Origin of the sequence: Streptomyces sp. NPDC020965 (genome assembly GCF_044333555.1) — a bacterium.
GTDB lineage: Bacteria > Actinomycetota > Actinomycetes > Streptomycetales > Streptomycetaceae > Streptomyces.
Map to the genome: position 1 here is coordinate 322,208 of NZ_JBIRRE010000008.1, position 21,373 is coordinate 343,580.

The following is a 21,373-nucleotide window of genomic DNA, read 5'->3' on the forward strand; positions in this document are numbered from 1 at the left end:
TCCCCCGCCACGCCGGCCAGGGCCTATGCGGCGTCCTGCATCACTTCGCGGCGCAGCCGGTCGCAGGAATTACTGATCAGTCGTGACACATGCATCTGGGAGATTCCCAGATCGGCCGCGATACGGCTCTGGGTCATATCGCGGAAGAACCTCATGTAGAGGATTTTCCGGTCGCGCTCGGGCAGCTTGCGCAGCCGCGGCTTGACGGCCTCCCGGTCGATGACGACATCGAGCGCCGGATCGGGTCCGCCCAGGGCGTCCGCCATGGTGTGCCCCGCGCCGGCGCCGGGGATCTCGGCGTCCAGGGACAGGGTGCTGAAGGATCCGATGGCCTCCAGGCCCGACCTGGTCTCCTCGGGGGACAGCCCGGCCTGTTCGGCGATCTCCGCCAGGGTGGGGGCGCGGCCGGAGACGGTCCGGCTCAGTTCGTGCTGCGCGGAGCGGACACGATTGCGCTGGTCCTGGACCCGGCGCGGTACGTGCAAGGTCCACATATGGTCCCTGAAGTGTCGTTTCACCTCGCCAGTGATGGTCGGCACGGCGAAGCTGACGAACGCGCTGCCACGCTCGGGGTCGTAGCGGTCCACGGCCTTGACCAGGCCGAGGGCGGCGACCTGCCGGAGGTCCTCCAGGGCCTCGCCGCGGTTGCGGAACCGGCCGGCGAGCCGCTCGGACAGGGGCAGCCAGGCGTTCACCAGATCCTGGCGCAGATCGGCACGCTCGGGACCGTCGGGCAGTTCGGCGAGTCGTACGAAGGCGGCCTGGGTGTCGGGGGTGTCGTCGTGCGGATGCTCTGTGCTCGTCTGTGTGCGCATGATGCGCGCCACTCCCTCGGCAGTGCGGACGGGACGATTGCGACCGCGGGCTGCCGGGCGTTCATTTACGGTGCGACATCATTCCGGCTCCGCGAGCGTGCCTCCGGTCCGAAGCACGAATGGCGCGTGCCCCCAACGCCCCGAGGCAAACGCGGCGCAGCGAAAGAACTTCCCTGAATGGAGGGAGTGAATACGGTGTGCGTGTATCGATTGATTGTGGGCAGACGGCGTGACGGAGGTGCAGAAACTATGGTTCCTATCCTGCTTGTTCTTCTGCTCGCTGTTCTTCTGTTCGGTGTGGGTTTCGCGGTGAAGGCACTGTGGTGGATCGCCCTGATCGTGCTCGCCGTCTGGCTCCTCGGCTTCGTGATGAGGAGTACGTCGGCCGGCGGCAAGCGCTCGCGCTGGTACCGCTGGTAGCGGTCGGCCGCGACTGACGCGGACAGCACCTGAGGACACATGAGTGACGGCGGCCCGCGGGCCGCCGTCACTCATGTGTTCCGTGTCCTCCGCCCGGGCGGGGTCAGCGCACCACGGCCTGTTCCACCAACAGCCGTACCCCCGCCGCGATCGACTCGGCGTCGATGCCGGAGAGGAGGAGTTGTTCCTCCGGCGTGGCCGACGCGGGCATGTTCCGTACGGCGAGCCGGATCAGCCTCGGCAGCGGACGGCCGTCCGCGAAGGCACAGGCGACGGCGTCCCCGAGGCCGCCCTCGGGGCGGTGGTCCTCGACGGTCATCAGACAGCCGGTCGCCTCGGCCGCCTCCTGAAGGGTCGCCACATCGACCGGCTTGACGGAGTAGAGGTCGATGACACGGACCCCGATCCCCTCCGTCGCCAGCAGGTCGGCGGCGCGCAGCGCCTCGTGGACGGTGACACCGGCCGCGACGACGGTGACCCGGTCGGCGTCGCCCGAACGCAGCACTTTGGAACCGCCGACCGGGAACTCGTCGTCGGGGCCGTACACCACCGGCGTCGCACCCCTGCTGGTGCGGAGGTAGCCGATGCCCGGCAGCTCGGCCATGGCCGTGACCAGCCGGGCGGTCTGGTTGGCGTCACAGGGGTAGAGCACCGTACTCCCGTACAGGGAACGGAACATCGCCAGATCCTCCAGCCCCATCTGGGAGGGGCCGTCCTGGCCGATGGCGACGCCCGCGTGCGAGCCGACGAGCTGGATCGCGGTACCGCTGACGGCGGCCATGCGGATGACATCGTGTGCCCGGGTGAGGAACGCGGCGAAGGTGGTGGCGTACGGGACATAGCCGCGGGCCCTCATGCCCACGGCGGTCGCCACCAGTTGCTGTTCGGCGATGTAGCACTCGAAGTAGCGCTCGGGATGGGCCTCGCCGAAGGCGGCGGCCCGGGTGGAGTCGCCGACCTCGCCGTCGATCGCGACCACGTCCGTGCGCCGGGAGCCGAGGGCGGCGAGCGCGGCCCCGAAGGCGTCCCGGGTGGCGACCTCGTCGCCGATGGCGTAGGTCGGTGCCGGGGGTTGGTCGCCGGGGGGTTCATGGCGCACCCGGCCGTCCGACGGCGCTGCCACGTCCACGCTGACGAACCGGGGGCCGCCCAGCTCCTCAATCGCGCGCCCGGCGTCGGGCAGCGGCTTGCCGTGCCAGCCCTCCTTGTCCTCCACCGCCGCCACCCCACGCCCCTTGTGGGTGCGGGCGACGATCGCCGTGGGCCGCCCCTCCGTGGCGGTGGCCTCGGTGAGGGCGGCGTCGATCGCGGCCACGTCGTGGCCGTCGATCTCGATGGTGTGCCAGCCGAAGGCGCGCAGCCGGCTCGCGTAGGCGTCGAGGTCCCATTCGTGCCGGGTGGGGCCGCGCTGTCCGAGCCGGTTCACATCGACGATCAGCGTCAGATTGTCGAGCCGCTCGTACCCGGCGTGTTCGGCGGCCTCCCAGATCGACCCCTCCGCCATCTCGCTGTCGCCCGCGAGGACCCAGACGCGGTACGGGAGACGGTCCAGCCGCTGGCCGGCCAGTGCCATGCCGACGCCGACCGGGAGCCCCTGGCCGAGCGAGCCGGTGGCCACGTCCACCCAGGGCAGTCGCGGGGTCGGATGCCCCTCCAGCCGGCTGCCGCTGCGCCGGAGGGTGAGGAGTTCCTCGTCGTCCACCGCGCCGACCGCGCGGTAGAGCGCGTACAGCAGCGGGGAGGCGTGCCCCTTGGAGAGGATCAGCCGGTCGTTGCCGGGATGGTGGGGTTCTCCGAAGTCATAGCGGAGGTGGTTGGCGGCGAGCACGGCCATCAGGTCAGCGGCCGACATCGAAGAGGTCGGATGTCCCGATCCCGCCGCGTCGGTGGCGCGGACCGTGTCCACCCGCAACTGCTGTCCCAGCTCTGCCAGTTGTTCATTTCGCATCTCACAGCTCCTTGGGAGAATCTGCTGGCTCCCGGAACCGCCGGGAGGGGACGCCGGTTGACCCGCGCGGGCTCGGACGGGGGGCCACCGAAGGGGACGGACCCGAGCCGGACGGCCCGGAGCGGCGGCGGGCTGAGGAGGTGGCCGACCGGATTCGGCGGTGCGATCTCCGCGCTGCCCCCGCGGGGTCAGGGGCCGGCGCGGGCGGCCCGACACGCGGCGGATCCGGCTGCTGCGACGACGGCGCGGGAACGACTCACGTGCGACTCCGGTACGGACGGAAGGCGGACAGGGCGGGCGGCGCACCCGGGCCGGCCGGCCCGAGCCGGTCGCCACCACCGCATGTGCGGCCGGGGGACCCGCCCCCGACGCCCGTGGTCCGCGCCCGTCTCGTACAGCCTCCGGCCCTCGACCGGTCCCGCGCAGCCTGTGATCGGCCTTCCGGGTGCCCCCTGCCCCCCTGCCCCGCTGCCGGGCGACCCGCGCCCCCGGTCCCGCCCCGGACCCGGCGCACCATCGCTCACTCGTACGGGTGAGGACTACTCGTACGGGTGGGGATTCCGCCGCTCGTCGATCACGGGAGTGGTGGGCGGCACCACGACACGGCGGCGCTTGGCGATGCTGCTGAATGTGACGACTCCGATGAGCCCCACGGCCATCAGGATCAGACCGATCACATCGAGATTGGCGCCCTTCATCTCCCAGTCGGTGGCGAATGTGAGGATCGCCCCGACGGCGATGAGGATGATGCACCCTCCCAGGCCCATTGGATCACCTTCCTGTGCGGGTGGTTGGTCCCTCCCGGGTACCCGGGGCAGGACCGGTCATGCGAACGGGTGTGCCCCACCGCGCCCGGGGCGTCCGGCCGCGTGGAACGGGCGGGCGGGGGTACTGCGAGGTACGTCGGCGCGGACGCGACAGCGCGAGCCCCGTCACCGAGGGTGGGAGGCACCCGAGAAACGCATATGGAGGAGTGAGCAACCGTGAAGATCGCATTTCTGGTGGCGCCCGAGGGCACCGAACAGATCGAACTGACCGAGCCGTGGCAGGCGGTCACGGAGACCGGGGACACGCCCTCGCTGCTCTCCACGGAGTCCGGCCGGATCCAGGCGTTCAACCATCTCGACAAGGCGGACACCTTCCCCGTCGACCAACGGGTGGGCGAGGCGTCGGTGGACGACTTCGGGGCCCTGGTCCTGCCCGGCGGTGTCGCCAACCCCGACCTGCTGCGGACGGACGAGCGGGCGGTGGCGTTCGTACGGTCCTTCTTCGAGGCGGGCAAGCCCGTGGCCGCCATCTGCCACGCACCCTGGACGCTGGTCGAGGCCGATGTGCTGAGCGGGCGGACCCTCACCTCCTGGCCCAGCCTGCGCACCGATATCCGCAACGCGGGCGGCATCTGGGTGGACGAGCGGGTACGGATCTGTGCGAACGGCCCGAACACCCTGATCACCAGCAGGAAGCCCGACGATCTCACGGCCTTCGCCGCCGCCTTCACCGAGGTGTTCGCGAAGGCGCCGGGGCGCTGAAGGGCCGGAGCGGTTTTCCCGGACGGCCGCTGTCCCGCCGGTCACCGAACGGCGGCCGCTGTTCCGACGGTCACCGGCGTTCGGAGCGGGGCGACCGGCGAGCGGCAGGGCGCGTGCCACGTCCGTACGGCTCCCCCGGGTACGGCTGCCGGACGGCTCCCGGGAGCGACGAGCGCGGGCGGTCACGGGACGGTTCCTGGCCGTGGCACGGCCACCGCACCTCCGCGAGACGGGTCAGGTCGCGGCCGGTCGCGCGCGGGCGCCGGCCCGCGTCCGGCCGGGAGCCACCGGCCGGTCCGGATGGCGGCGCACATACTCCTCCTCCAGCTCGGCCATGCGGGTGGTGTGCGCGGCGAGCGCGCCGCGCGAGCCGTGCAGCAGTGTGTCGTGCCTGCTCCGGTGGATGTTCTCCAGTTCCCGGATCAGCTCCTGCTCACCGAGCCGGCCGGCGTCGATGCCCCTGTGCTGGTTCTCGGCGTGCGTCATGGCGACGTTCTCCTTCCCGCCCCCCGCTCCCAGTGTCGCCCCGTACGGGGTCACACCGGGTGGGGAGACGGCCGCCCGCCCGGTGTGACCCCGTACACCCCCACCGGTCGCGCCGAAAGGGCGCGCGACTCGCGGGGACGCGGGGTGCCGGGGAGGATGAGGGAACCCCGGATCTCCGCAGCGCGCCCCACCCCCGGCACGCCCGCGCCACCTGGTCCACGGACCCCGCCACCGGGGCCTCCGCCGATACGCCTCGTCTACCTCAGGACACGAGTGTGATGGACAAGAAGACGAATCCGGCCGACGAGCCGGGCATGGCATCGACCGCCGACGCCATCGGCGCGCCCTGCTGGGTCAGTCTGATGGCCCGGGATCTCGATGTGTCCCAGCGTTTCTACGGCGCCGTGCTGGGGTGGGAGTTCCACCAGGGCAAGCTCGGGGCCGAATTTCGGGTGGCCTTCCTCGACGGCGCCCCGGTCGCCGGTGTCGGCGCGCTGGCGCCCACCATGCAGATGGCCGTCGCCTGGACGCCGTACTTCGCCATCGCGGACGCGGACGTGACCACGGCGCGCATCCGGGAGCGCAGCGGGACGGTCGCCGTGGGACCGCTGGCCTTCTCCCTGGGGCGGGGTGCGCTGGCGGCGGACCGGGACGGCGCGGTCTTCGGCATCTGGGAGGGGGCGAGGATCCCCGACTGGCAGTCCGGGCACAAGAACGCGCCGGCGTGGCTGCTGCTGCGGACCCGGAACGCGTTCGAGGCGGCGATCTTCTACGGAGAGGTGCTGGACTGGGCCAGCGGGGCGCCCGGCGGCTGCGAGGTGAGTTACGAGAACGACGAGGTCGTCCTGATCAGCAGCGGCCATGTGCTGGCGCGGCTCAGTACGGCGGGGGTACGGGGCGCGGCCCCCCATCCGCTGGACCGACCCCGGTGGGACGTCCACTTCCCCGTCACGGACCTGGAGGCGACGGCCCACGCGGCGCGGGACCACGGGGGCACGGTCCTGGACCGGCGGACGGCGGCGGACGGCACCCTGGAGGCGACGATCCGGGACCCGGACGGGGCCCTGTTCACCATCACCAGCGGCGCCTGACAGTTCCCCCGCCCCGGGCCGGGGCGGCGCCCGACGGCTGAGGGCCCAACCGTCGGGCGCCTGCGCTCCCCCGTACGAAAGGGGCGCATGCTCTCCCGGTACCGCGCTCCCGTGGCCCGAAACGTGCGCAGGCCCCCCGGCTGCGGGTGCGTGTCCGGCGCCGCTCCGGGGGCAGGAGCGGTGGATGAGGGGCACCGCCCGGCCGTTCGAAGGGAGCGGAAGGCCATGACCTGGACGGACGACGGAGGGATGGACCGCGCGGACGCCGCCGCCGGGGCCCGGGCGGGCTCCGGCAGGGAGCGGGACCGGGTCGGGGGCGACCACGCGGACACCGGTACGGGCGAGGTCAGGGACACGGCGGGCGACGTCGGCAGCACGGAAACCAGCGCGGTCACGGGGAGGCCCGCCGGCACGGACACCAGCCCGGGCACGGGCGGGCCCGCCAGCACGGAGACCAACCCCGGCGGACTCGCGAGCACCGGAACCGGAACCGGCGCGGGCGAGACGGCCGCGCTGCGCGCCGAGGTGGCGGGGTTGCGGCAGGCCCTCTCCTCCCACCCGGTCATCGACATGGCGCGGGGCATCGTCATGGCGACCGCCGGCTGCACTCCGGAGGAGGCGTGGCGGGTACTGGTGGATGTCTCCCAGCACACCAATGTGAAGCTGCGGGAGATCGCGCGGCAGATCGTCGAGAGCACCTACGGGCCGCCGCCCCCGGCACCCGTCCGCGCGGCCATGCGGGCCGCCTACGCGGAGCTGCCGGGGCGGAGCCACTGAGGTCACGCGGGGGCCTCGCGAGCCGCACCCGCCGTGGAGGAGACCGCACGGAAGCGCTCGCCGAGGGACCGATCGGGCGGATGGATCGCCGACCGTCACGGAGGGGCGATGCCCACGACACGCCGTTCGAATTCACGTTCGAGTCATGCACCCGCCCCTCCGCCCGCCACGCTCACCCATTCGACGGCCATCCGGCCACAACCAGGACAGGAGCACGCAAGCCCTCCGCAACGGCCTCGCACTCCTGTCCAAGCATGGTCATGACATGACTGGTATCCCGTGCCGCGCCGGGGCGGCGCCCGTACAATCCGGAACGGCGCGATCACGCGGTGTCGCGCCTCCTGCCGGGATGGGAGTGCTTGTGATCACGCCTGCGCGGGACCCGCGCGATCCTTCGGATCCGGGCCGCGAACAGGACGAGCTGTCCGCCACGGTGGCGGACCTGTCCGCCGAGAACGCCGGGCTACGGGCCGAGCTCATCAGGCGCAGGCTGCTGGATCTCGCGACCGGGGTCCTGGCCACCCGGCTCACCACATCGCCCGCCGATGCGGGTGAGCATCTCACCCGGCTGGCCCGGGAGACCGGGGTCGGCGTGGAGGACCTCGCCGCCGACATCGTCAACGGCGTCGCCGGAACCATCTCGGTCACCGCCGCCCCACCCGCCCCCGGCACCGACCGGACCCAGGCGCGTCGCGCCCGCCGCACCGCGACGGCGGCGGAGGCCCGCCACACCGTCAACGAGGCCGCGGCCACCCTGCTCCGCGGCGGCCTCACGCCCCTGGGCGCGCGAGCCCTCTGGCTCTGGCGGCACACCGAGTCCGGCTGCCTCCGGCTCACCGGCCACGCGGGGGTGAGCGCCACCGAGGCGGCCCAGTGGCAGTGGATTCCCCCCGCGCTCCCCCCGCACTTCCGGTCGCCCCTGCTGGACGGCACGCCCGTCTGGCTCGACGCGGGACCACCGACGGGCGATGTGCTGCCGGGCCCCGGCCCCCAGGCGGGGCGCGCCCTGCTGCCACTGCGCCTGCGGGGCGCGACCGTCGGCGTGGCGCTGGTCGTCTGGCCCGACCGCACGGAGTTCGGCGAGCCACTGCGCCACGCCCTGGAGGACCTGATGGAGGTCGCCGCGCGCGTACTGACCGCCGTCGAGCACGAAACCTCCCCGCTGCCCGCGCTCGACGACCTCCTCGACGCCCTGGCGCACCCGGCCGCGACCCTGTACCGCGAACCCGGTGATCCGGCGCCGACGGTGGAGCATCTGAACAAGGCCGCCAGAACGGCACTCGGCGTCGCCGACGGATCGGCCGGACAGCCGCTCAGCAGACTGTTCCCGCTGGTCCACGCCGATATCGCCCGGCTGGCGGACCGGGCGGCGCGGAGCACTTCACTCCAGCGCACGGCCCGGCTGCCCGCCGAGCGCGAGACTCGTTCCGGCAGCGCCCCGTTCCTCGACGTACGGGCGCTGCCACTGGATTCCCGGCGCACCCTCGTGCTCTGGCACACCAGCAGCGACCGGGGCATCTCCGCCGTCCGTGCCATCGCCCGGCTCCAGGGCATCGCCTCGTTCGAGGACAGTCTGCTGACGGGCACCTCGACCTGGAGCGAGCAGGCGTACGGGATCTTCGGTGTGCCCAGGGACCGGCCGCCGATCCCGGTCACGGAGCTGCGGCGCCGGGTGCACCCCGACGACCAGGACGATTTCGACGAGCTGCTGACCCAGCTGACCGAGCGCCGCGACGGCGCCGCCGCCGTGATCCGCTTCGTCCGGGACGAGGGCCGCCCCCGACACGTCCGGATCACGGCGGAGCCGCTGCTCGCGGAGGGGGTTCTGATCGGCATCACCGGCGTCTACCAGGACGTGTCCGCCGAGTACCACACCGAGGTCGCGCTCTCGGCGACCTTCGACCAGCTCACCGCCGTGCAGGCGCGGGCGGCCATGCGCCACCGGCTGGCCCTCCAGCTCCAGCAGGCGATCGTCCCGGAGGTCCCGGCGCTCCAGATGCTGCCGGGGCTCCAGGCCACCGCCCGCTACCGGCCCGCCGTGCAGGAGTATCGCGTCGGCGGCGACTGGTACGACGTACTCCCCCTGCCCGGAGGGAAGGTGCTGGTGGCGGTGGGGGACATCGCCGGACACGGCATCGACTCCGCCACCGGCATGGTCGCCCTGCGCAACGCGCTGCGCGGACTGGCCTTCACCGGACACACCCCCGGCCGGCTGATGGCGTGGCTGAACGAAGTCACCCTGCACACTCCGGGCCACCCCACGGCGACCGCCGTCTGCGCGCTCTACGACCCCGCCGACCGCACCCTGCGCTGGGCCAGCGCGGGACACCTCCCCCTGCTGTTGCTGCGCAACGGCCGGGGGCGGCTGCTCGAACCGCCCCGCGACATCCTGCTCGGGGCGATGCCGGACGCCACCTACCAGGAGACGACCACCCGGCTCGAACCGGGCGACACCCTGTTGCTGTACACCGACGGCCTTATCGAGCGCCGCCACGACGCGCTGGACGAGGGCCTGTCGGCACTGCTGCACCGCGCGGAGGAGTTGAGCGGGTACGGGGTGGATGAACAGGTCGACCGGCTGTTGGGGGCGGCGACGGGAGACACGGACGACGACACGAGCCTCATCGCGGTCCGGGTCCGGGACACCACCGAGGGCACGGACTGAGCCCTGCTGTGGGCATGACCGCCGAGGGCGCCTCGACCGCCGGGAAGCAGGCCCACCAGCGGTCGAGGCGCGGAGCGGGACACCAGAAGCACGGGACGCGCTGTCACACGTGGTGCGCACCGACAGCGGTGCGGCCCTACCACGCGTACGGCGCGCCACCGGAAACGCGGCGACCCACCGGGAGGCGCGGCCTACTCTCCGTGCCTGCGGCGGCGCGCCGCCGCCCGGAGTTCGGCCGCCTCGTCACGGCCGCGCACACGCTCCTCACGGCCCTCGCGCTTCATGCGTTCGTCGCCGAGCGCGGCGCCGTCCGCCTCCTTCTTGCTGCCCATCGCCTGCTTGAGCTTCGCCTTCATCCAGCCCATGAGTCCGGCCTTTCCTACGGGGATTACGGGCCCCGGGTGCCCAGGAACAATGCCCCTTACACCCGTACGGGACCGGTTCAGTGGCTGTCCGCCAGCAGTGCGCGGATCTTCCTCAGCAACACATCCGTCTCCACCGGTTTGGCCACGTAGTCGTTGGCTCCGGCCGCCAGCACATCGGCCCGGTCTCCCGGCATGGCCTTGGCCGTCACCACGATGATCGGCACCTGGGCGAACCGGGGCATCTCCCTGATCGCCGCCATGGTGGCGATACCGTCCATCCCTGCCATCATCACATCCATCACGATCAGGTCCACTCCGCCGTGGGCGTGCAGCAGCTCGATCCCCGCCCGGCCGCCACCCGCCTGGAGGACGACCATGCCCTCGCTCTCCAGGACCTCGGTGAGGGCGAAGACATTGCGGGTGTCGTCGTCGACCACCAGGACCGTCCGGTCCCCGGCGGGCTCCCGCTCCCGCTGGTCCGGGAGGAGTTCCGCCGTCGCGTCCGGGACGGCGGGCCGGGGGCCGGACAGCGCGTGCACGGGCAGGTAGAGCGTGAAGGAGCTGCCCTCGCCCAGGGTGCTCGCGACGGTGACGGTGCCACCGAGGAGATGCGCCACCTCGCGGCTGATGGAGAGCCCGAGGCCGGTTCCCCCGTAGCGCCGGGAGGTGGTGCCGTCACCCTGTTGAAAGGCGCCGAACACGCTCTGGAGCCGGTTGGCCGGAATGCCGATGCCCGTGTCGTTGACCCGGAAGGCGAGGGTGGGGCCGCTGCCGCGCAACACCGCGGGGAGTTCGGCGGCGGTGGCGTTCTCGACGCGGAGTTCGACCCGGCCGCGCTCGGTGAACTTCAGCGCGTTGGAGATCAGATTGCGCAGCACCTGCCGGAGCCGGGACTCGTCGGTGGTCAGTCCGGCCGGGATGCCGGGCGCGGCGATCACCCGGAACTCCAGCTCGCGTTCGCTCGCGACGGGCCGGAAGGTCGCCTCCACGTACTCCAGGAGTTGGCGCAGCTCGAACGCCTCGGGGTGGACATCCATCTTCCCCGCCTCGACCTTCGACAGATCGAGGATGTCGTTGATCAGTTGGAGCAGATCGGAGCCGGCCGAGTGGATCACCTCGGCGTAGTCGACCTGTTTGTCGGAGAGGTTGCCCTCCAGGTTCTGGGCGAGCAACTGGGCCAGGATCAGCAGGCTGTTCAGCGGAGTGCGCAGCTCATGGCTCATATTGGCCAGGAACTCGGACTTGTACATGGAGGTGCGGGAGAGCTGCTGGGCCCGCGCCTCCAGCTCCTGGCGGGCCTGTTCGATCTCCAGGTTCTTCCGCTCGATGTCCCGGTTGCGGTCGGCCAGCAGGGCCGCCTTCTCCCGGTACGCGGCGTTGGAGCGCTGGAGCTCCTCCTGCCGGGCCTGCAACTCCTTCGAGCGGGCGCTGAGTTCGGCGGTGAGCCGCTGGGACTGTTCGAGCAGTTCGTCGGTGCGCAGGTTGGCGATGAGCGAGCTGACGTTGACCCCGACGGTCTCGATGAACTGATCGAGGAAATCCCGGTGGATGGGGGTGAAGGGGCGCAGTGCCGCCAACTCGATGACGGCCAGTACCTGGTCCTCCACGACGATCGGCAGGACCACCAGGGTGCTGGGGTCCATGGCGCCCGCGCCGGAGGCGATGGTGGCGTACCCCGGGGGCAGGTCGTGGACGGCGATGGTGCGGCGGCTGCGCGCCGCCTGCCCGACGAGCGACTGGCCGAACAGGAAGCGGCGCGGTCCGTGGTCCGGATCGTCGGGGGATCCGTACGCGGCGGTCATGACCAGCTCGGGACCGCGCTCGCCGTCGCGGGTGAGGAAGAAGCCGCCGTACTGGGCGGAGACCAGCGGCGGCACCTCGTCCATGATCAGGTCGGCGATGGCGGAGAGACTTCTGGTGCCCTGCATCAGACTGGAGACCCGGGCCAGATTGGTCTTGAGCCAGTCCTGTTCCTCGTTGGCCCGGATCGTCACGCGGAGCGACTCGACCATCGCGTTGATGTTGTCCTTGAGGTCGCCGACCTCCCCGGGGGCCTCGACGGTGATGGAGCGGGTGAGGTCGCCCTCCGCGACCGCGCTGGTCACCTCGGCGATGGCGCGGACCTGGCGGGTGAGGTTGCCGGCGAGTTCGTTGACGTTCTCGGTGAGGCGTTTCCAGGTGCCGGAGACGCCCTCCACCTCGGCCTGGCCGCCGAGGCGCCCCTCGCTGCCGACCTCCCGGGCGACTCGGGTGACCTCGGCGGCGAACGACGAGAGCTGGTCGACCATGGTGTTGATGGTGGTCTTGAGCTCCAGGATCTCCCCGCGCGCGGAGACGTCGATCTTCCGGGTGAGGTCGCCGCGTGCGACGGCGGTGGTGACCTGGGCGATGTTCCGGACCTGGTTGGTCAGGTTGTCGGCCATGAAGTTGACGTTGTCGGTGAGGTCCTTCCAGGTGCCGGAGACGCCCCGGACCGTGGCCTGGCCGCCGAGTTTCCCCTCCGTACCGACCTCGCGGGCGACCCTGGTGACCTCTTCGGCGAAGGACGAGAGCCGGTCCACCATCGTGTTGATGGTCTCCTTCAGCTCCAGGATCTCGCCGCGTGCGTCGACCCTGATCTTCTGGGTGAGGTCGCCGCGTGCGACCGCCGTCGCGACCTGGGCGATGTTCCGGACCTGTGCGGTCAGATTGTCGGCCATGGTGTTGACGCCGGTGGTCAGCTCTTTCCAGACGCCGCTGACGCGCGGTTCGCGGGCGTGGCCGCCGAGGAGGCCCTGTCCGCCGACCTCCCGGGCGACCCGGGTGACCTCGGCGGTGACCAGCGACAACTGTTCCACCATGCCGTTGTAGACGGTCGCGATCTCCCCGAGTAACCCCTCGGCCTCGTCGGGCAGCCGGGCGGAGAGATCACCGTCGCGTACGGCGGTGAGTCCGGCCAGCAGTTTGCGCAGCCCCTCCTCGCTGAGCTGGGCGGAGGGCGGAGCCCGGTGCGGTCCGGGCGAGGCACCGCCCGCATCGGCCACGGGGTCGGGCAGATCCATCGCTGACCTCACCTCTCATGACTCCCGGCACCGGTCGACGGCACCGCGCTGCGAGAACTCGGAAAGGTGGTTTGGCCGTGGCGCACAGCAGTTTCAACGGCTGCCCACACGCATCCACTCTGTCATGTCGGCAACCCGGTGACACCCTGAACAACGGCAGAACGGGAGTTCACCCGGTGAACGCGGAGGACGACCGCCATGGCTCCGGGACGGTCACGGAGCAGGCGGTTCCCCCGTCGCCGAAGGGGCGGCCGACCCTTCAGCGGGGGGGTGACGCTCATTCGGGGTCGATCGTCGGGGTGACCTCCACCCAGACCACCTTGCCCTCCCCGGCCGGCACCGATCCCCAGCGCCGCGCCAGCCGCTCCAGCACTATCAGGCCGTGGCCGCCGGGCAGGGTGACGTCCCGGGGGCGCGGCCGGGGTGGTTCGGAGCTGGGGTCGGCGACCTCGATCCGCAGCCGGTCGGGGCGGTGGCGGAGCACCAGCTCGGTCGGTCCGCCCGCGTGCAGGCACGCGTTGGTGATCAGCTCGGAGACGAGGAGGAGTACATCGTCGACGCGCTCCTCGGCGCCCGGACCCCACCCCCAGTCGGCGAGCGCCCGCGCGGTGAAGTCCCGGCAGCGGCCGACCACTCCGGCCGTACCGAACAGCCCGAGCCGGCGTGTCTGTTCCTGCCCACGGAGGTCCGTGGCCATCACTCCTCCGCTGGGTCGTTTCGTCACAGTCCGGACCGCCCGCCGTACTCCGGCACGCCCGTCCGCTGTGTTGTCATCGGTCACCGCCGCCCGGCCGGGGGCTCCCGGTCCGGGCAGGTCGGCGGGGGATTCCCTAGGTCTCCGGCCGTCGCTCGTCCGCGAGCGCCGCTTCCAGGCTCTCGTGGATCTGGAACACCGTGTCAGCCCCCGTGATCTCGAACATGCGAGCGACGGGTGGCTGGAGTGCGGCCAGTTCCAGCCGGCAGCCGCTCTCCTTGGCGTCCAGTCTCGCCCGCAGCAGGACGTTCAGTCCGGTGGAATCACAGAACTGGAGCCCGGCGCAGTCGACCAGCACGCGCCCGGAGGCATGGTCCACGCCCGCCCGGAGCGCGTCACGGAGCGGTTCGGCCGTGTCGTGATCGAGTTCGCCCGCGAGGACGAGAACAAGGGGGCCGGCCACGCCGGCATCCGGTATCACCTCGACGCCGAAGCGACCACCGAGCGCGCCGTCTCCCGGTGGCTGTCCGGCAACTCCCGACACCATGGGCTCTCCTGTCTCCCTGACCCTCGTCCGGCCCGCCGTACCCCCGGCGAGAGGCGCGCTCCGCCGAGGTTGGCAGGGCGCGCTGTCCACCGCCAGTGCACCGGCTCTCATCACCCGCGCATGGCTGCGACCTGTCGCCCCCAACGTGCCCGTTGCGCCTCTTGTGAAACACCCCGGTCATACCGGTCCACCCGGGGGGCGCCCGGGTGACCTGCCGGGGGGATCAGAGGGCGGGACCGCCGGGGGTGCCGCCGTTCCGCCCTTCCTTCCCTCCCGCCGTCGGTCGGCCGGTGTCCGCCGGGGGCAGCACGGAGAGCGGGGTCGCGATGTCCTCCAGGGAACGGCCCTCGGCGGCGACCGCGAAGAACACCGCGACCAACCCGGCGAGCACCATCAGCGTGGCCCCGACGCAGAACGCCAGCACGGCGTCGGCGACGACTCCGCTCTCGGTCAGCTCGGCGAAGACAAGGGGGCCGGAGATCCCGCCCGCCGCCGTGCCGATGGCGTAGAAGAACGCGATGGACATCGCACGGGTCTCCATGGGGAAGATCTCGCTGACCGTGAGGTAGGCCGAACTCGCCCCGGCCGAAGCGAAGAAGAGCACCACCGCCCAGCACGCGGTCATGGTGGTCGCGGTGAGCCAGCCCGCGCCGAAGAACCAGGCGGTGACGTACAGCAGCAGCCCGGAGAGGATGTAGGTTCCCGCGATCATCGGTCGTCGGCCCCAGGTGTCGAAGAGCCGGCCGAGCAGCAGGGGCCCGAGGAAGTTGCCGAAGGCGATGACGGCGAAGAAGTACCCGGTCGTACTGGTGGAGACGTCGAAGAACTTGACCAGGATCGAGCCGAAGCCGAAGGTGATCGCGTTGTACAGGAACGCCTGCCCGACGAAGAGCGCGAAGCCGAGCGTCGCGCGCCGGGGATAGACCCGGAAGACCGTCCGCGCGATCTCGCCGAACCCGATGCTGTGCCGCTGGTGGATGGTCATCTCGGTGGCCGGTTCGGGCAGGGTCCGGCCCTTCTCCCGTTCGACCTGGCGTTCCACGTCGTCGACGAGGCGCTCCGCCCCGTCGGCCTGACCGTGGATGAGCATCCAGCGCGGGCTCTCCGGCACATGACGGCGGACCAGCAGGATGACCAGACCGAGGACGACACCGAGGGCGAAGGTGAGCCGCCAGCCGATGTTCGCGGGGAAGATGTCGGTGTTGAGCGCGAGCACCGAGAGCAGTGCCCCGCCCATGGCCCCGAGCCAGTAGCTGCCGTTGATGATCAGATCGACCCGGCCCCGGTACTTGCTGGGGATCAGCTCGTCGATGGCGGAGTTGATGGCCGCGTACTCGCCGCCGATACCGAAGCCGGTGAGGAAGCGGAAGAGGAAGAACCACCAGACGGAGAAGGAGACGGCGGTCAGCGCGGTCGCGGTCAGATAGACCGCCAGGGTGATCAGGAAGAGTCTCTTGCGGCCGTAGCGGTCGGTGAGCCAGCCGAAGAAGAGCGCACCCGAACAGGCTCCGGCCACATAGAGGGCCGCCGCCACCCCGGTGACCTGGGCGTCGCTGATGGGGAGTCCGCTGTCGTCCTCGGAGAGCCGGCCGGCGATGTTCCCGACGACGGTCACTTCCAGACCGTCGAGGATCCATACGGTGCCCAGGCCGATCACGATCATCCAGTGCCATCGCGACCAGGGCAGCCGGTCCAACCGCGCGGGTACCCGAGTGGTGATGGTGCCCGCCGTGGCCTCTCCGGTACCGCTCATGGGGCGCCTCCTGACTGACGGGGAGAGCTCCCGTGACCGGGGGCCCACCGCCGCGCCGTACACGGGTATCCCAGGATCAAACCGGATGAAACGGCCCGGATGCCGGAGCCGTGCCGTTCGACCCACGAGTTGTCGTACGTTCCCGGGAGGCGGCGCCCCCGTCAGACCGTGTCTGACTGCCGTGCGCTAGCGCGAGGCGGTCCGGCGCCGGCGCAGGCCCTTCATCCACTGGAGGGCCGCAGCCAGCCGCGGGTACTTCTCCCGCTGTTCGCGGGCGCTGCGGTCCAGTTCCTCCATCAGGCGCCGGGAACGGTGCTCCGGGTCCAGCTCGTCCAGGATCCGGTCGACCTCCGTGAGCATCGCACCGTGCAACTGCCAGTTCCCCGGATGCCGCTGGACACCCGCGAGCAGCAGCGCCGCCACCCGGTCCCGGCTGACGGCCGCGGCGGCGAGTTCCCAGGCGAGACGGCGTTCCGCGGCCTCGGCGCTCTCGCTCACCTGCGAGGTGACCAGCACCGCGAAACTGACCAGGGCGTCGGCGATATGCGCGAACAGTTCCTCGATGGCGCGCCCGGCCTCCGGCTGGAAGAGGTCCTCGTCGCCCCGCTCCTTGGCGAGGTCGGTCATGGTCCTGGCCAGCACCCGCAGCACCACCGCGCAGATCTCCAGCGTGTCCAGGCCGGTCCGCAGCACGACCCGGTGGAGCAGCCCCTCCCGGACGCGCGGGTTGAACCGGAGGCTGTCCTCGGCCTGGCGGAGCGCCCCGTCCACATCGGCGACGTCGTTGTCGAGTCGGCGCGCCTCGTGCAGCCGGGCGGCGGCGATCTCCACGGAGGCGGGCGCGTTCACCTCCTCACCGACCCGGAGCAGCAGCCGGCGCATCCGCCGGGACAGATCGGCGATGGACTCGCCGGCGGTGTCCACCCAGACGGGTGGCACGAACAGCACGTTGAAGAGCAGCCCCACCACCGCGCCGATGAGTGTCTCCAACACCCGGTCCCAGGCCGTGTCCGCCACCCGGGTGACGCCGAGCACCAGCATGGCGCTGATGGCGACCTCGGGGACGAACTCGCTGACCCGGACCATGTGCCCGACGATCAGCGAGGCGAAGATGATCAGCCCGAGGCTCCACCAGGAGAGCCCGACGAGCACGCTGAAGGCACTGGCGATCAGCACCCCGGCGACCACGGCGTTCACCCGCCGGATACCGGTGGTGAGGGTGGAGTAGAGCGTCACCTGCACGACGAGCAGGGCGGTCAGGGGCGCGGTGAGCGGGGCCGGTTCACTGCTGAGCCAGAGGGCGACGACATAGGCGATGGTGGCGGCAGTGGCGGACCGGACCGTCTGGACCACGGCGGGGTCCCGCCAGTGCAGCCCGACGAACCCGGCGACAGCGCCTCCGATCGATGTGCGCGTTTCGGGCACCGCCGCCACCAATTGCTTCCTGGGTCGGATCAGGTCCGGGGAGAAGATCCGGTATCGGGTCAGGACCTGGGGAGAAGCGGTCCGAGCGGCCCGAGGTCAAGATTGAGGTCCTGGGGCTTCAGCCCGAATTCCTCCCTCAGCACACCCATCCGGTCCTCCAGCAGCATCAGGGTAAGCCCGATCCGCTCCTCCTGCTCCTCGGTCAGATCTCCTGTGTCGACCCGCCGCAGGGCCTGGCGCTCCATGAGCTGACGCAGCAGTTCCACCACGGTCAGTACGAGTTTCGCGAGATCGCGTTCGACCGTGTCGGCATCGAGGTCGAGCTTGCGACGCTCAGTCATACAGCCTCCCCTCCAGGAGGTCCGGGGCCGGCTCCCAGGGGGAGGGCACCTGGTCGGTGACGGAGCTGACCAGGGCCTTGAGGTCGATCCGTACGAGGTCCACATCGGCGATCCGCAGGGTGAGGTCACCGCTGATCACCACACCGCCGGCGAGCAGCCGGTCGAGCAGATCGACCAGGGCGACCTGTCGTTCCGCCAGCGGGGACGATTCCGCGTAGGTCATCGGCCGTCCTCCGCGCGCGGCGGTCCGCCACCCTCCGTACCGCCGGTCCCGTCGCCGGTGACCGTGGGCGGGGCATCGCCCGCCGCGTCCCGGCCCGCGCCCGCTTCCCCGTCTGCGTCTGCGTCTGCGTCTGCGTCTGCGTCTGCGTCTGCGTCTGCGAAGGAGTACGGGGCCCAGGGCCCGGTCAGCTCCACCCGTACCCCCGGCGCGGCCGGCCACTCCCGTACCGTCTCGACGAAGGCGGCGCCGGACGCCCGCGGTACGAGATAGGCGGCGTTGAGGATGTTCTCGCCGGGCACCCCGGAGAGCCGGGCCTGCTGCGGCCGGTGCCAGCGGACGGCCTCCGCATGGCGGGACAGCTCCCCGTGGAGTCCACGCGCGACGGCGTCGGCGTGCTCCCAGGAGCGTTCGCCCGTACGGCGTTCCCGCAGCCGGCGGCGGAGGTAGTCGCGGCCGGTGGCCGGGGCGGGCTCGGCCGGCGCCTCCGGTTCAGCGGCGGGTGCCTTCGGTTCGGCGGCCGGTGCCTCCGTGTACACCTTCACCCCCCATTCGACCCGTCCGTCGAGCCGGTCCAGGGTCCGGACGAACCGGGCCCGGCCGGATTCGAGCAGCCGGCGTACGCCGTCGTCGTCACGGCAGACGGTGGCGAGCCGCAGCGGCAACGGCCCAGTGACGGAGACGAGGGCGGTCACCACGGCCTCGTGCCCGCGGGCGGTCGCGCCGAGCCAGTCGAGGTCTTCGAGGCGTTCCTTGAGTGGAACCTCGTCGAAGTCCTCGGCGGGCACGGCGGAGACCACGGCGACCAGCCCGTCATGGTCGAGCCGGTACGCCGGGGCCCCGGCCACACCCAGCAGATCCGCGGGCAGCGCGGCCTGGAAGGGGCGGGTCACGGCGTACACATAGCGCAGGTCGGTCATGCCCGTTCTCCCCTGATCTCTTCCACGGTCCCGGTCCCGGTCTTGACCTCGCCGGAGCCCTCCCGTCCGGCCGACTCCAGTTCGGCGATCCGCCGCTGGAGCCGTTCGTTCTCGGCTGCCAGCTCCCGGCGCCGGGCTCCGGTGGAGAGCTCCGGGTCGTCCTCCCACCAGTTGATGCCCATCTCCTTCGCCTTGTCGACGGAGGCGACGATCAACCGCAGCTTGATGGTGAGGAGTTCGATGTCCAGGAGGTTGATGCGGATGTCACCCGCGATGACGATCCCCTTGTCGAGCACCCGTTCGAGGATATCGGCGAGGTTGGCGCCACCACCGGAGCCGTACGGGTCCGAGAGCCTGGTCGGCGTGGTCATCGGCGCTCCCGGGTATCGGCATCGGCGTTCGTCTCGTCCTCGTAGCCGTCGTCCTCGTAGCCCTCTTCCTCGGCGGCCGGCTCATCCTCGACCTCGGCTTCGTCCTCGTAGCCGCCGTCCTCCGCGTCCTCGGCTTCGTCCTCCGGGTCGGCCGGCTCGTCCTCGTACTCGACGTCGGCCTCGTCGTCGTCTTCGTAGTCGGCCGCGTCGCCGGATGCGTCTTGGCTCTCGTCCTCGTCCTCGTACTCGACGGGGCCGTCGCCGGAGCCGTCGGCCCAGTCCTCGTCCCGGGCGTCCGCCGCCCGCTCCTCCTCATCCGCGACGGCGTCATCGTGGCTGAGCACCACCTCGCCGTCCCGGATCTCGCCGCGCCAGCCGTCCTCCGCCGTACCGCGGAGCGAGATGTGCCGGGCGAAATTCTTGAGGTCGAGCCGTACCCGGCGGCCCTGGGCGCGCCAGATGTTGCCCGTCCGCTCGAAGAGCCCCTGGGGGTAGTACTCCACGACCAGCAGCACCCGGGTGAGGGTGTCGCCGAGGGAGTGGAAGGTCACGACGCCCTTGGTGCTGCCCTTGGCGCCATCGGACGTCCACTGGATCCGGGTGTCCGGTATCTGCTCGGTCGTCCGGGCCTGCCAGCTCCGGCTGGACCAGAACACCTTGACCTGCCAGTCCGATGTGGTGTCGTCGGCCGCGCTCGCGCTCTTGACGCCGTGCGCGAAGGTGGAGAAGTCCTGGTAACGGGTCCATTGGTCGTACGCCTCACGGACCGGAACACCCACATCGACCGATTCGATGATGACGACGGGCTTTTTGCCGCCGCCACCCTTGGACTTCTTCTTTCCGAGCCCCTTGAGCGCCTGGGTGACGTTGTCCTTGACGTGCGACGCCCCGGCTTCGAGCGCGCCCCGCACCGGGTTCTTTCCCTCGGCCACCTTGCGGCCGGTGGCCAGTGCCGCCTTGGCCAGCCCCGGGCTGCGGCCCTCCGCGATGTCGTCGAGCCTGCCGGTGGCCCGGCCCAGCTTCTCGCCGGCGGACATCAGGGCCCGCTGCGCCCGGGCGGCCAGATAGCCCTGGGCCTCGTCCTTCAACCGCTGGACGGCGGGGTGGTCGACGAGCGACGGATTCGATGTGTCAGCCACGGCTCCGGCCCCCGTTCGACGCGTTCTTCCCGGCTGAGGAGCCGGGGGCCTTCTTCGCCGCCCGGCGCGCGGTGCCCGCGGTCCTGTCCGACTCGGTGGACGCCCGGCGCGCGGTGGACTTCCGGGCGGTGGACTTCCGAGCGGTGGACCTCTTCGCGGGCCGTTTCTCCTCCCGCTCCGCCTCGCCATCGCCATCGCCGTCGGGCCGAGCGTCGTCACCACCGGCACCATCGTCGCCGGATTCTCCGGACTTTCCGGGGGTGACGCCGTCGATCCGGTCCTGGACGTCCAGTGTCCGGTCGTGCAGCCGGTCGGCGAGCGAGTCCAGCCGCTTCATGACGAGCGCCCCGGCGGCGGCCTTGCCGACACCGCTCAGATCGCCGCGGAGCTGATCGCCCAACTCTTTGAAGCGCGGATTCTCCCGCAGTTGCCGGGTGATCAGTTCTCCGACGGCCCCGGGTCCGGCCGTCATCCGCCGGCCCGCCACCATCGTGCCGACGGCGAACGCCAGCTTCGCCTTCTTCGTACGCCCGAGCACATAGCCCGCGCCCACGGCGAGGCCGATCGTCAGCCTGGTGTTCATCGTCCCTGCTCTCTGTTCTGCGCGGTCTCCAGCCGGTCGAGGAGTTCGTCCTCTTGGCGGTCGAACGCGGCTTCGTCTATCTCGCCCGCTTCGAGTTGTTCTGCGAGACGGGCCAGTTCGGCCTGGACGGCCGCTGGGTCGTAGAACTGCCGCTCCGCCTCGTCCACCACCTTCCGCAGCACCCAGAGGGAGCCGCGGAACGGGGCGGCGGGCAGTGCCAGCAGTTCACCGATCAGCCCCACG

The 21,373-nt window shown here is 71.4% G+C and carries 22 protein-coding genes; 5 read left to right on the top strand and 17 right to left on the bottom strand.

Going from position 1 to position 21,373, the window contains the following annotated elements; all coding sequences use genetic code 11:
- Positions 1–23: 23 nt before the first annotated feature.
- On the bottom strand, positions 24–815 hold the full coding sequence (locus ACH4S7_RS24505; RefSeq protein WP_398523399.1) for a SigB/SigF/SigG family RNA polymerase sigma factor: 792 nt from the start codon (positions 813–815) through the stop codon (positions 24–26).
- A 249-nt stretch (positions 816–1,064) separates the two neighbouring features.
- On the opposite strand from ACH4S7_RS24505, the gene ACH4S7_RS24510 reads away from it, so the two are divergent.
- Positions 1,065–1,235, top strand: coding sequence for a hydrophobic protein (locus ACH4S7_RS24510; RefSeq protein ID WP_398523400.1), 171 nt, complete (start codon positions 1,065–1,067; stop codon positions 1,233–1,235).
- Between the two features lie 103 nt (positions 1,236–1,338).
- Here ACH4S7_RS24510 and ACH4S7_RS24515 read toward each other — a convergent pair whose 3' ends face one another.
- Together ACH4S7_RS24515 and ACH4S7_RS24520 are read right to left on the bottom strand one after the other, a co-directional pair.
- Positions 1,339–3,183, bottom strand: coding sequence for a transketolase (locus ACH4S7_RS24515; RefSeq protein ID WP_398523401.1), 1,845 nt, complete (start codon positions 3,181–3,183; stop codon positions 1,339–1,341).
- Positions 3,184–3,722: 539 nt separating this feature from the next.
- Positions 3,723–3,950, bottom strand: coding sequence for a DUF6458 family protein (locus ACH4S7_RS24520; protein WP_398523402.1), 228 nt, complete (start codon positions 3,948–3,950; stop codon positions 3,723–3,725).
- Positions 3,951–4,166: 216 nt separating this feature from the next.
- On the opposite strand from ACH4S7_RS24520, the gene ACH4S7_RS24525 reads away from it, so the two are divergent.
- A complete protein-coding gene (locus ACH4S7_RS24525; RefSeq protein WP_398523403.1) occupies positions 4,167–4,712 on the top strand; it encodes a type 1 glutamine amidotransferase domain-containing protein in 546 nt (181 codons plus the stop codon).
- A gap of 234 nt (positions 4,713–4,946) precedes the next feature.
- Here the strand turns inward: ACH4S7_RS24525 and ACH4S7_RS24530 are convergent, their stop codons facing one another.
- Positions 4,947–5,198, bottom strand: a complete 252-nt coding sequence (locus ACH4S7_RS24530; protein ID WP_398523404.1) for a DUF6158 family protein — start codon at positions 5,196–5,198, stop codon at positions 4,947–4,949.
- A gap of 278 nt (positions 5,199–5,476) precedes the next feature.
- Here ACH4S7_RS24530 and ACH4S7_RS24535 point away from each other — a divergent pair, with 278 nt between their 5' ends.
- The 3 genes from ACH4S7_RS24535 to ACH4S7_RS24545 all read left to right on the top strand — a co-directional run bounded on the left by ACH4S7_RS24535 (position 5,477) and on the right by ACH4S7_RS24545 (position 9,731).
- Positions 5,477–6,289 carry a VOC family protein gene (locus ACH4S7_RS24535; protein WP_398523405.1) on the top strand — a complete coding sequence of 271 codons (813 nt, stop codon included), beginning with the start codon at positions 5,477–5,479 and terminating at the stop codon, positions 6,287–6,289.
- Positions 6,290–6,514: 225 nt separating this feature from the next.
- The gene (locus tag ACH4S7_RS24540; protein WP_398523406.1) at positions 6,515–7,066 is read left to right on the top strand and encodes an ANTAR domain-containing protein; all 552 of its coding nucleotides are present in this window, start codon (positions 6,515–6,517) and stop codon (positions 7,064–7,066) included.
- A gap of 361 nt (positions 7,067–7,427) precedes the next feature.
- Positions 7,428–9,731 carry a SpoIIE family protein phosphatase gene (locus tag ACH4S7_RS24545; RefSeq protein WP_398523408.1) on the top strand — a complete coding sequence of 768 codons (2,304 nt, stop codon included), beginning with the start codon at positions 7,428–7,430 and terminating at the stop codon, positions 9,729–9,731.
- Positions 9,732–9,922: 191 nt separating this feature from the next.
- Here ACH4S7_RS24545 and ACH4S7_RS24550 read toward each other — a convergent pair whose 3' ends face one another.
- The 13 genes from ACH4S7_RS24550 to ACH4S7_RS24610 all read right to left on the bottom strand — a co-directional run bounded on the left by ACH4S7_RS24550 (position 9,923) and on the right by ACH4S7_RS24610 (position 21,372).
- A complete protein-coding gene (locus ACH4S7_RS24550) occupies positions 9,923–10,096 on the bottom strand; it encodes a hypothetical protein (RefSeq protein WP_398523409.1) in 174 nt (57 codons plus the stop codon).
- 77 nt (positions 10,097–10,173) lie between these two features.
- Complete coding sequence (locus ACH4S7_RS24555; protein ID WP_398523410.1) at positions 10,174–13,137, bottom strand: HAMP domain-containing protein; 2,964 nt, start codon at positions 13,135–13,137, stop codon at positions 10,174–10,176.
- 277 nt (positions 13,138–13,414) lie between these two features.
- Complete coding sequence (locus ACH4S7_RS24560; protein ID WP_398523411.1) at positions 13,415–13,834, bottom strand: ATP-binding protein; 420 nt, start codon at positions 13,832–13,834, stop codon at positions 13,415–13,417.
- Between the two features lie 133 nt (positions 13,835–13,967).
- Positions 13,968–14,378, bottom strand: coding sequence for an STAS domain-containing protein (locus tag ACH4S7_RS24565; RefSeq protein ID WP_398523412.1), 411 nt, complete (start codon positions 14,376–14,378; stop codon positions 13,968–13,970).
- A gap of 223 nt (positions 14,379–14,601) precedes the next feature.
- Entirely contained in the window at positions 14,602–16,131 is a 1,530-nt protein-coding gene (locus ACH4S7_RS24570) for an MFS transporter (protein ID WP_398523413.1), read from the bottom strand.
- Positions 16,132–16,317: 186 nt separating this feature from the next.
- Positions 16,318–17,556, bottom strand: coding sequence for an aromatic acid exporter family protein (locus tag ACH4S7_RS24575; RefSeq protein ID WP_398523414.1), 1,239 nt, complete (start codon positions 17,554–17,556; stop codon positions 16,318–16,320).
- Between the two features lie 59 nt (positions 17,557–17,615).
- A complete protein-coding gene (locus ACH4S7_RS24580) occupies positions 17,616–17,897 on the bottom strand; it encodes a gas vesicle protein K (protein ID WP_398523415.1) in 282 nt (93 codons plus the stop codon).
- Positions 17,890–18,120 (bottom strand): gas vesicle protein, encoded by a 231-nt coding sequence (locus tag ACH4S7_RS24585; RefSeq protein WP_398523416.1) that lies wholly within the window; start codon positions 18,118–18,120, stop codon positions 17,890–17,892. The genes ACH4S7_RS24580 and ACH4S7_RS24585 overlap by 8 nt, the downstream gene beginning before the upstream one ends.
- The gene (locus ACH4S7_RS24590) at positions 18,117–19,037 is read right to left on the bottom strand and encodes a GvpL/GvpF family gas vesicle protein (protein WP_398523417.1); all 921 of its coding nucleotides are present in this window, start codon (positions 19,035–19,037) and stop codon (positions 18,117–18,119) included. The genes ACH4S7_RS24585 and ACH4S7_RS24590 overlap by 4 nt, the downstream gene beginning before the upstream one ends.
- Positions 19,034–19,408, bottom strand: coding sequence for a gas vesicle protein (locus ACH4S7_RS24595; protein WP_398523418.1), 375 nt, complete (start codon positions 19,406–19,408; stop codon positions 19,034–19,036). The genes ACH4S7_RS24590 and ACH4S7_RS24595 overlap by 4 nt, the downstream gene beginning before the upstream one ends.
- Positions 19,405–20,547, bottom strand: coding sequence for an SRPBCC family protein (locus ACH4S7_RS24600; protein ID WP_398523419.1), 1,143 nt, complete (start codon positions 20,545–20,547; stop codon positions 19,405–19,407). The genes ACH4S7_RS24595 and ACH4S7_RS24600 overlap by 4 nt, the downstream gene beginning before the upstream one ends.
- Positions 20,540–21,130, bottom strand: coding sequence for a DNA primase (locus tag ACH4S7_RS24605; RefSeq protein ID WP_398523420.1), 591 nt, complete (start codon positions 21,128–21,130; stop codon positions 20,540–20,542). The genes ACH4S7_RS24600 and ACH4S7_RS24605 overlap by 8 nt, the downstream gene beginning before the upstream one ends.
- Positions 21,127–21,372 (bottom strand): gas vesicle protein GvpG, encoded by a 246-nt coding sequence (locus ACH4S7_RS24610; protein ID WP_398523551.1) that lies wholly within the window; start codon positions 21,370–21,372, stop codon positions 21,127–21,129. Before ACH4S7_RS24610 ends, ACH4S7_RS24605 begins: the two co-directional genes overlap by 4 nt.
- Position 21,373: the final 1 nt, after the last annotated feature.

What these genes read in the sequence shown, in the direction of transcription:
- ACH4S7_RS24515 (WP_398523401.1), bottom strand. Translation starts at nt 3,183, where the DNA reads ATGCGAAATGAACAACTGGCAGAGCTGGGACAGCAGTTGCGGGTGGAC.
- ACH4S7_RS24555 (WP_398523410.1), bottom strand. Translation starts at nt 13,137, where the DNA reads ATGGATCTGCCCGACCCCGTGGCCGATGCGGGCGGTGCCTCGCCCGGA.
- ACH4S7_RS24550 (WP_398523409.1), bottom strand. Translation starts at nt 10,096, where the DNA reads ATGGGCTGGATGAAGGCGAAGCTCAAGCAGGCGATGGGCAGCAAGAAG.
- ACH4S7_RS24520 (WP_398523402.1), bottom strand. Translation starts at nt 3,950, where the DNA reads ATGGGCCTGGGAGGGTGCATCATCCTCATCGCCGTCGGGGCGATCCTC.
- ACH4S7_RS24535 (WP_398523405.1), top strand. Translation starts at nt 5,477, where the DNA reads ATGGACAAGAAGACGAATCCGGCCGACGAGCCGGGCATGGCATCGACC.
- ACH4S7_RS24580 (WP_398523415.1), bottom strand. Translation starts at nt 17,897, where the DNA reads ATGACTGAGCGTCGCAAGCTCGACCTCGATGCCGACACGGTCGAACGC.
- ACH4S7_RS24530 (WP_398523404.1), bottom strand. Translation starts at nt 5,198, where the DNA reads ATGACGCACGCCGAGAACCAGCACAGGGGCATCGACGCCGGCCGGCTC.
- ACH4S7_RS24560 (WP_398523411.1), bottom strand. Translation starts at nt 13,834, where the DNA reads ATGGCCACGGACCTCCGTGGGCAGGAACAGACACGCCGGCTCGGGCTG.
- ACH4S7_RS24510 (WP_398523400.1), top strand. Translation starts at nt 1,065, where the DNA reads ATGGTTCCTATCCTGCTTGTTCTTCTGCTCGCTGTTCTTCTGTTCGGT.
- ACH4S7_RS24540 (WP_398523406.1), top strand. Translation starts at nt 6,515, where the DNA reads ATGACCTGGACGGACGACGGAGGGATGGACCGCGCGGACGCCGCCGCC.
- ACH4S7_RS24590 (WP_398523417.1), bottom strand. Translation starts at nt 19,037, where the DNA reads ATGACCGACCTGCGCTATGTGTACGCCGTGACCCGCCCCTTCCAGGCC.
- ACH4S7_RS24595 (WP_398523418.1), bottom strand. Translation starts at nt 19,408, where the DNA reads ATGACCACGCCGACCAGGCTCTCGGACCCGTACGGCTCCGGTGGTGGC.
- ACH4S7_RS24585 (WP_398523416.1), bottom strand. Translation starts at nt 18,120, where the DNA reads ATGACCTACGCGGAATCGTCCCCGCTGGCGGAACGACAGGTCGCCCTG.
- ACH4S7_RS24570 (WP_398523413.1), bottom strand. Translation starts at nt 16,131, where the DNA reads ATGAGCGGTACCGGAGAGGCCACGGCGGGCACCATCACCACTCGGGTA.
- ACH4S7_RS24605 (WP_398523420.1), bottom strand. Translation starts at nt 21,130, where the DNA reads ATGAACACCAGGCTGACGATCGGCCTCGCCGTGGGCGCGGGCTATGTG.
- ACH4S7_RS24565 (WP_398523412.1), bottom strand. Translation starts at nt 14,378, where the DNA reads ATGGTGTCGGGAGTTGCCGGACAGCCACCGGGAGACGGCGCGCTCGGT.
- ACH4S7_RS24505 (WP_398523399.1), bottom strand. Translation starts at nt 815, where the DNA reads ATGCGCACACAGACGAGCACAGAGCATCCGCACGACGACACCCCCGAC.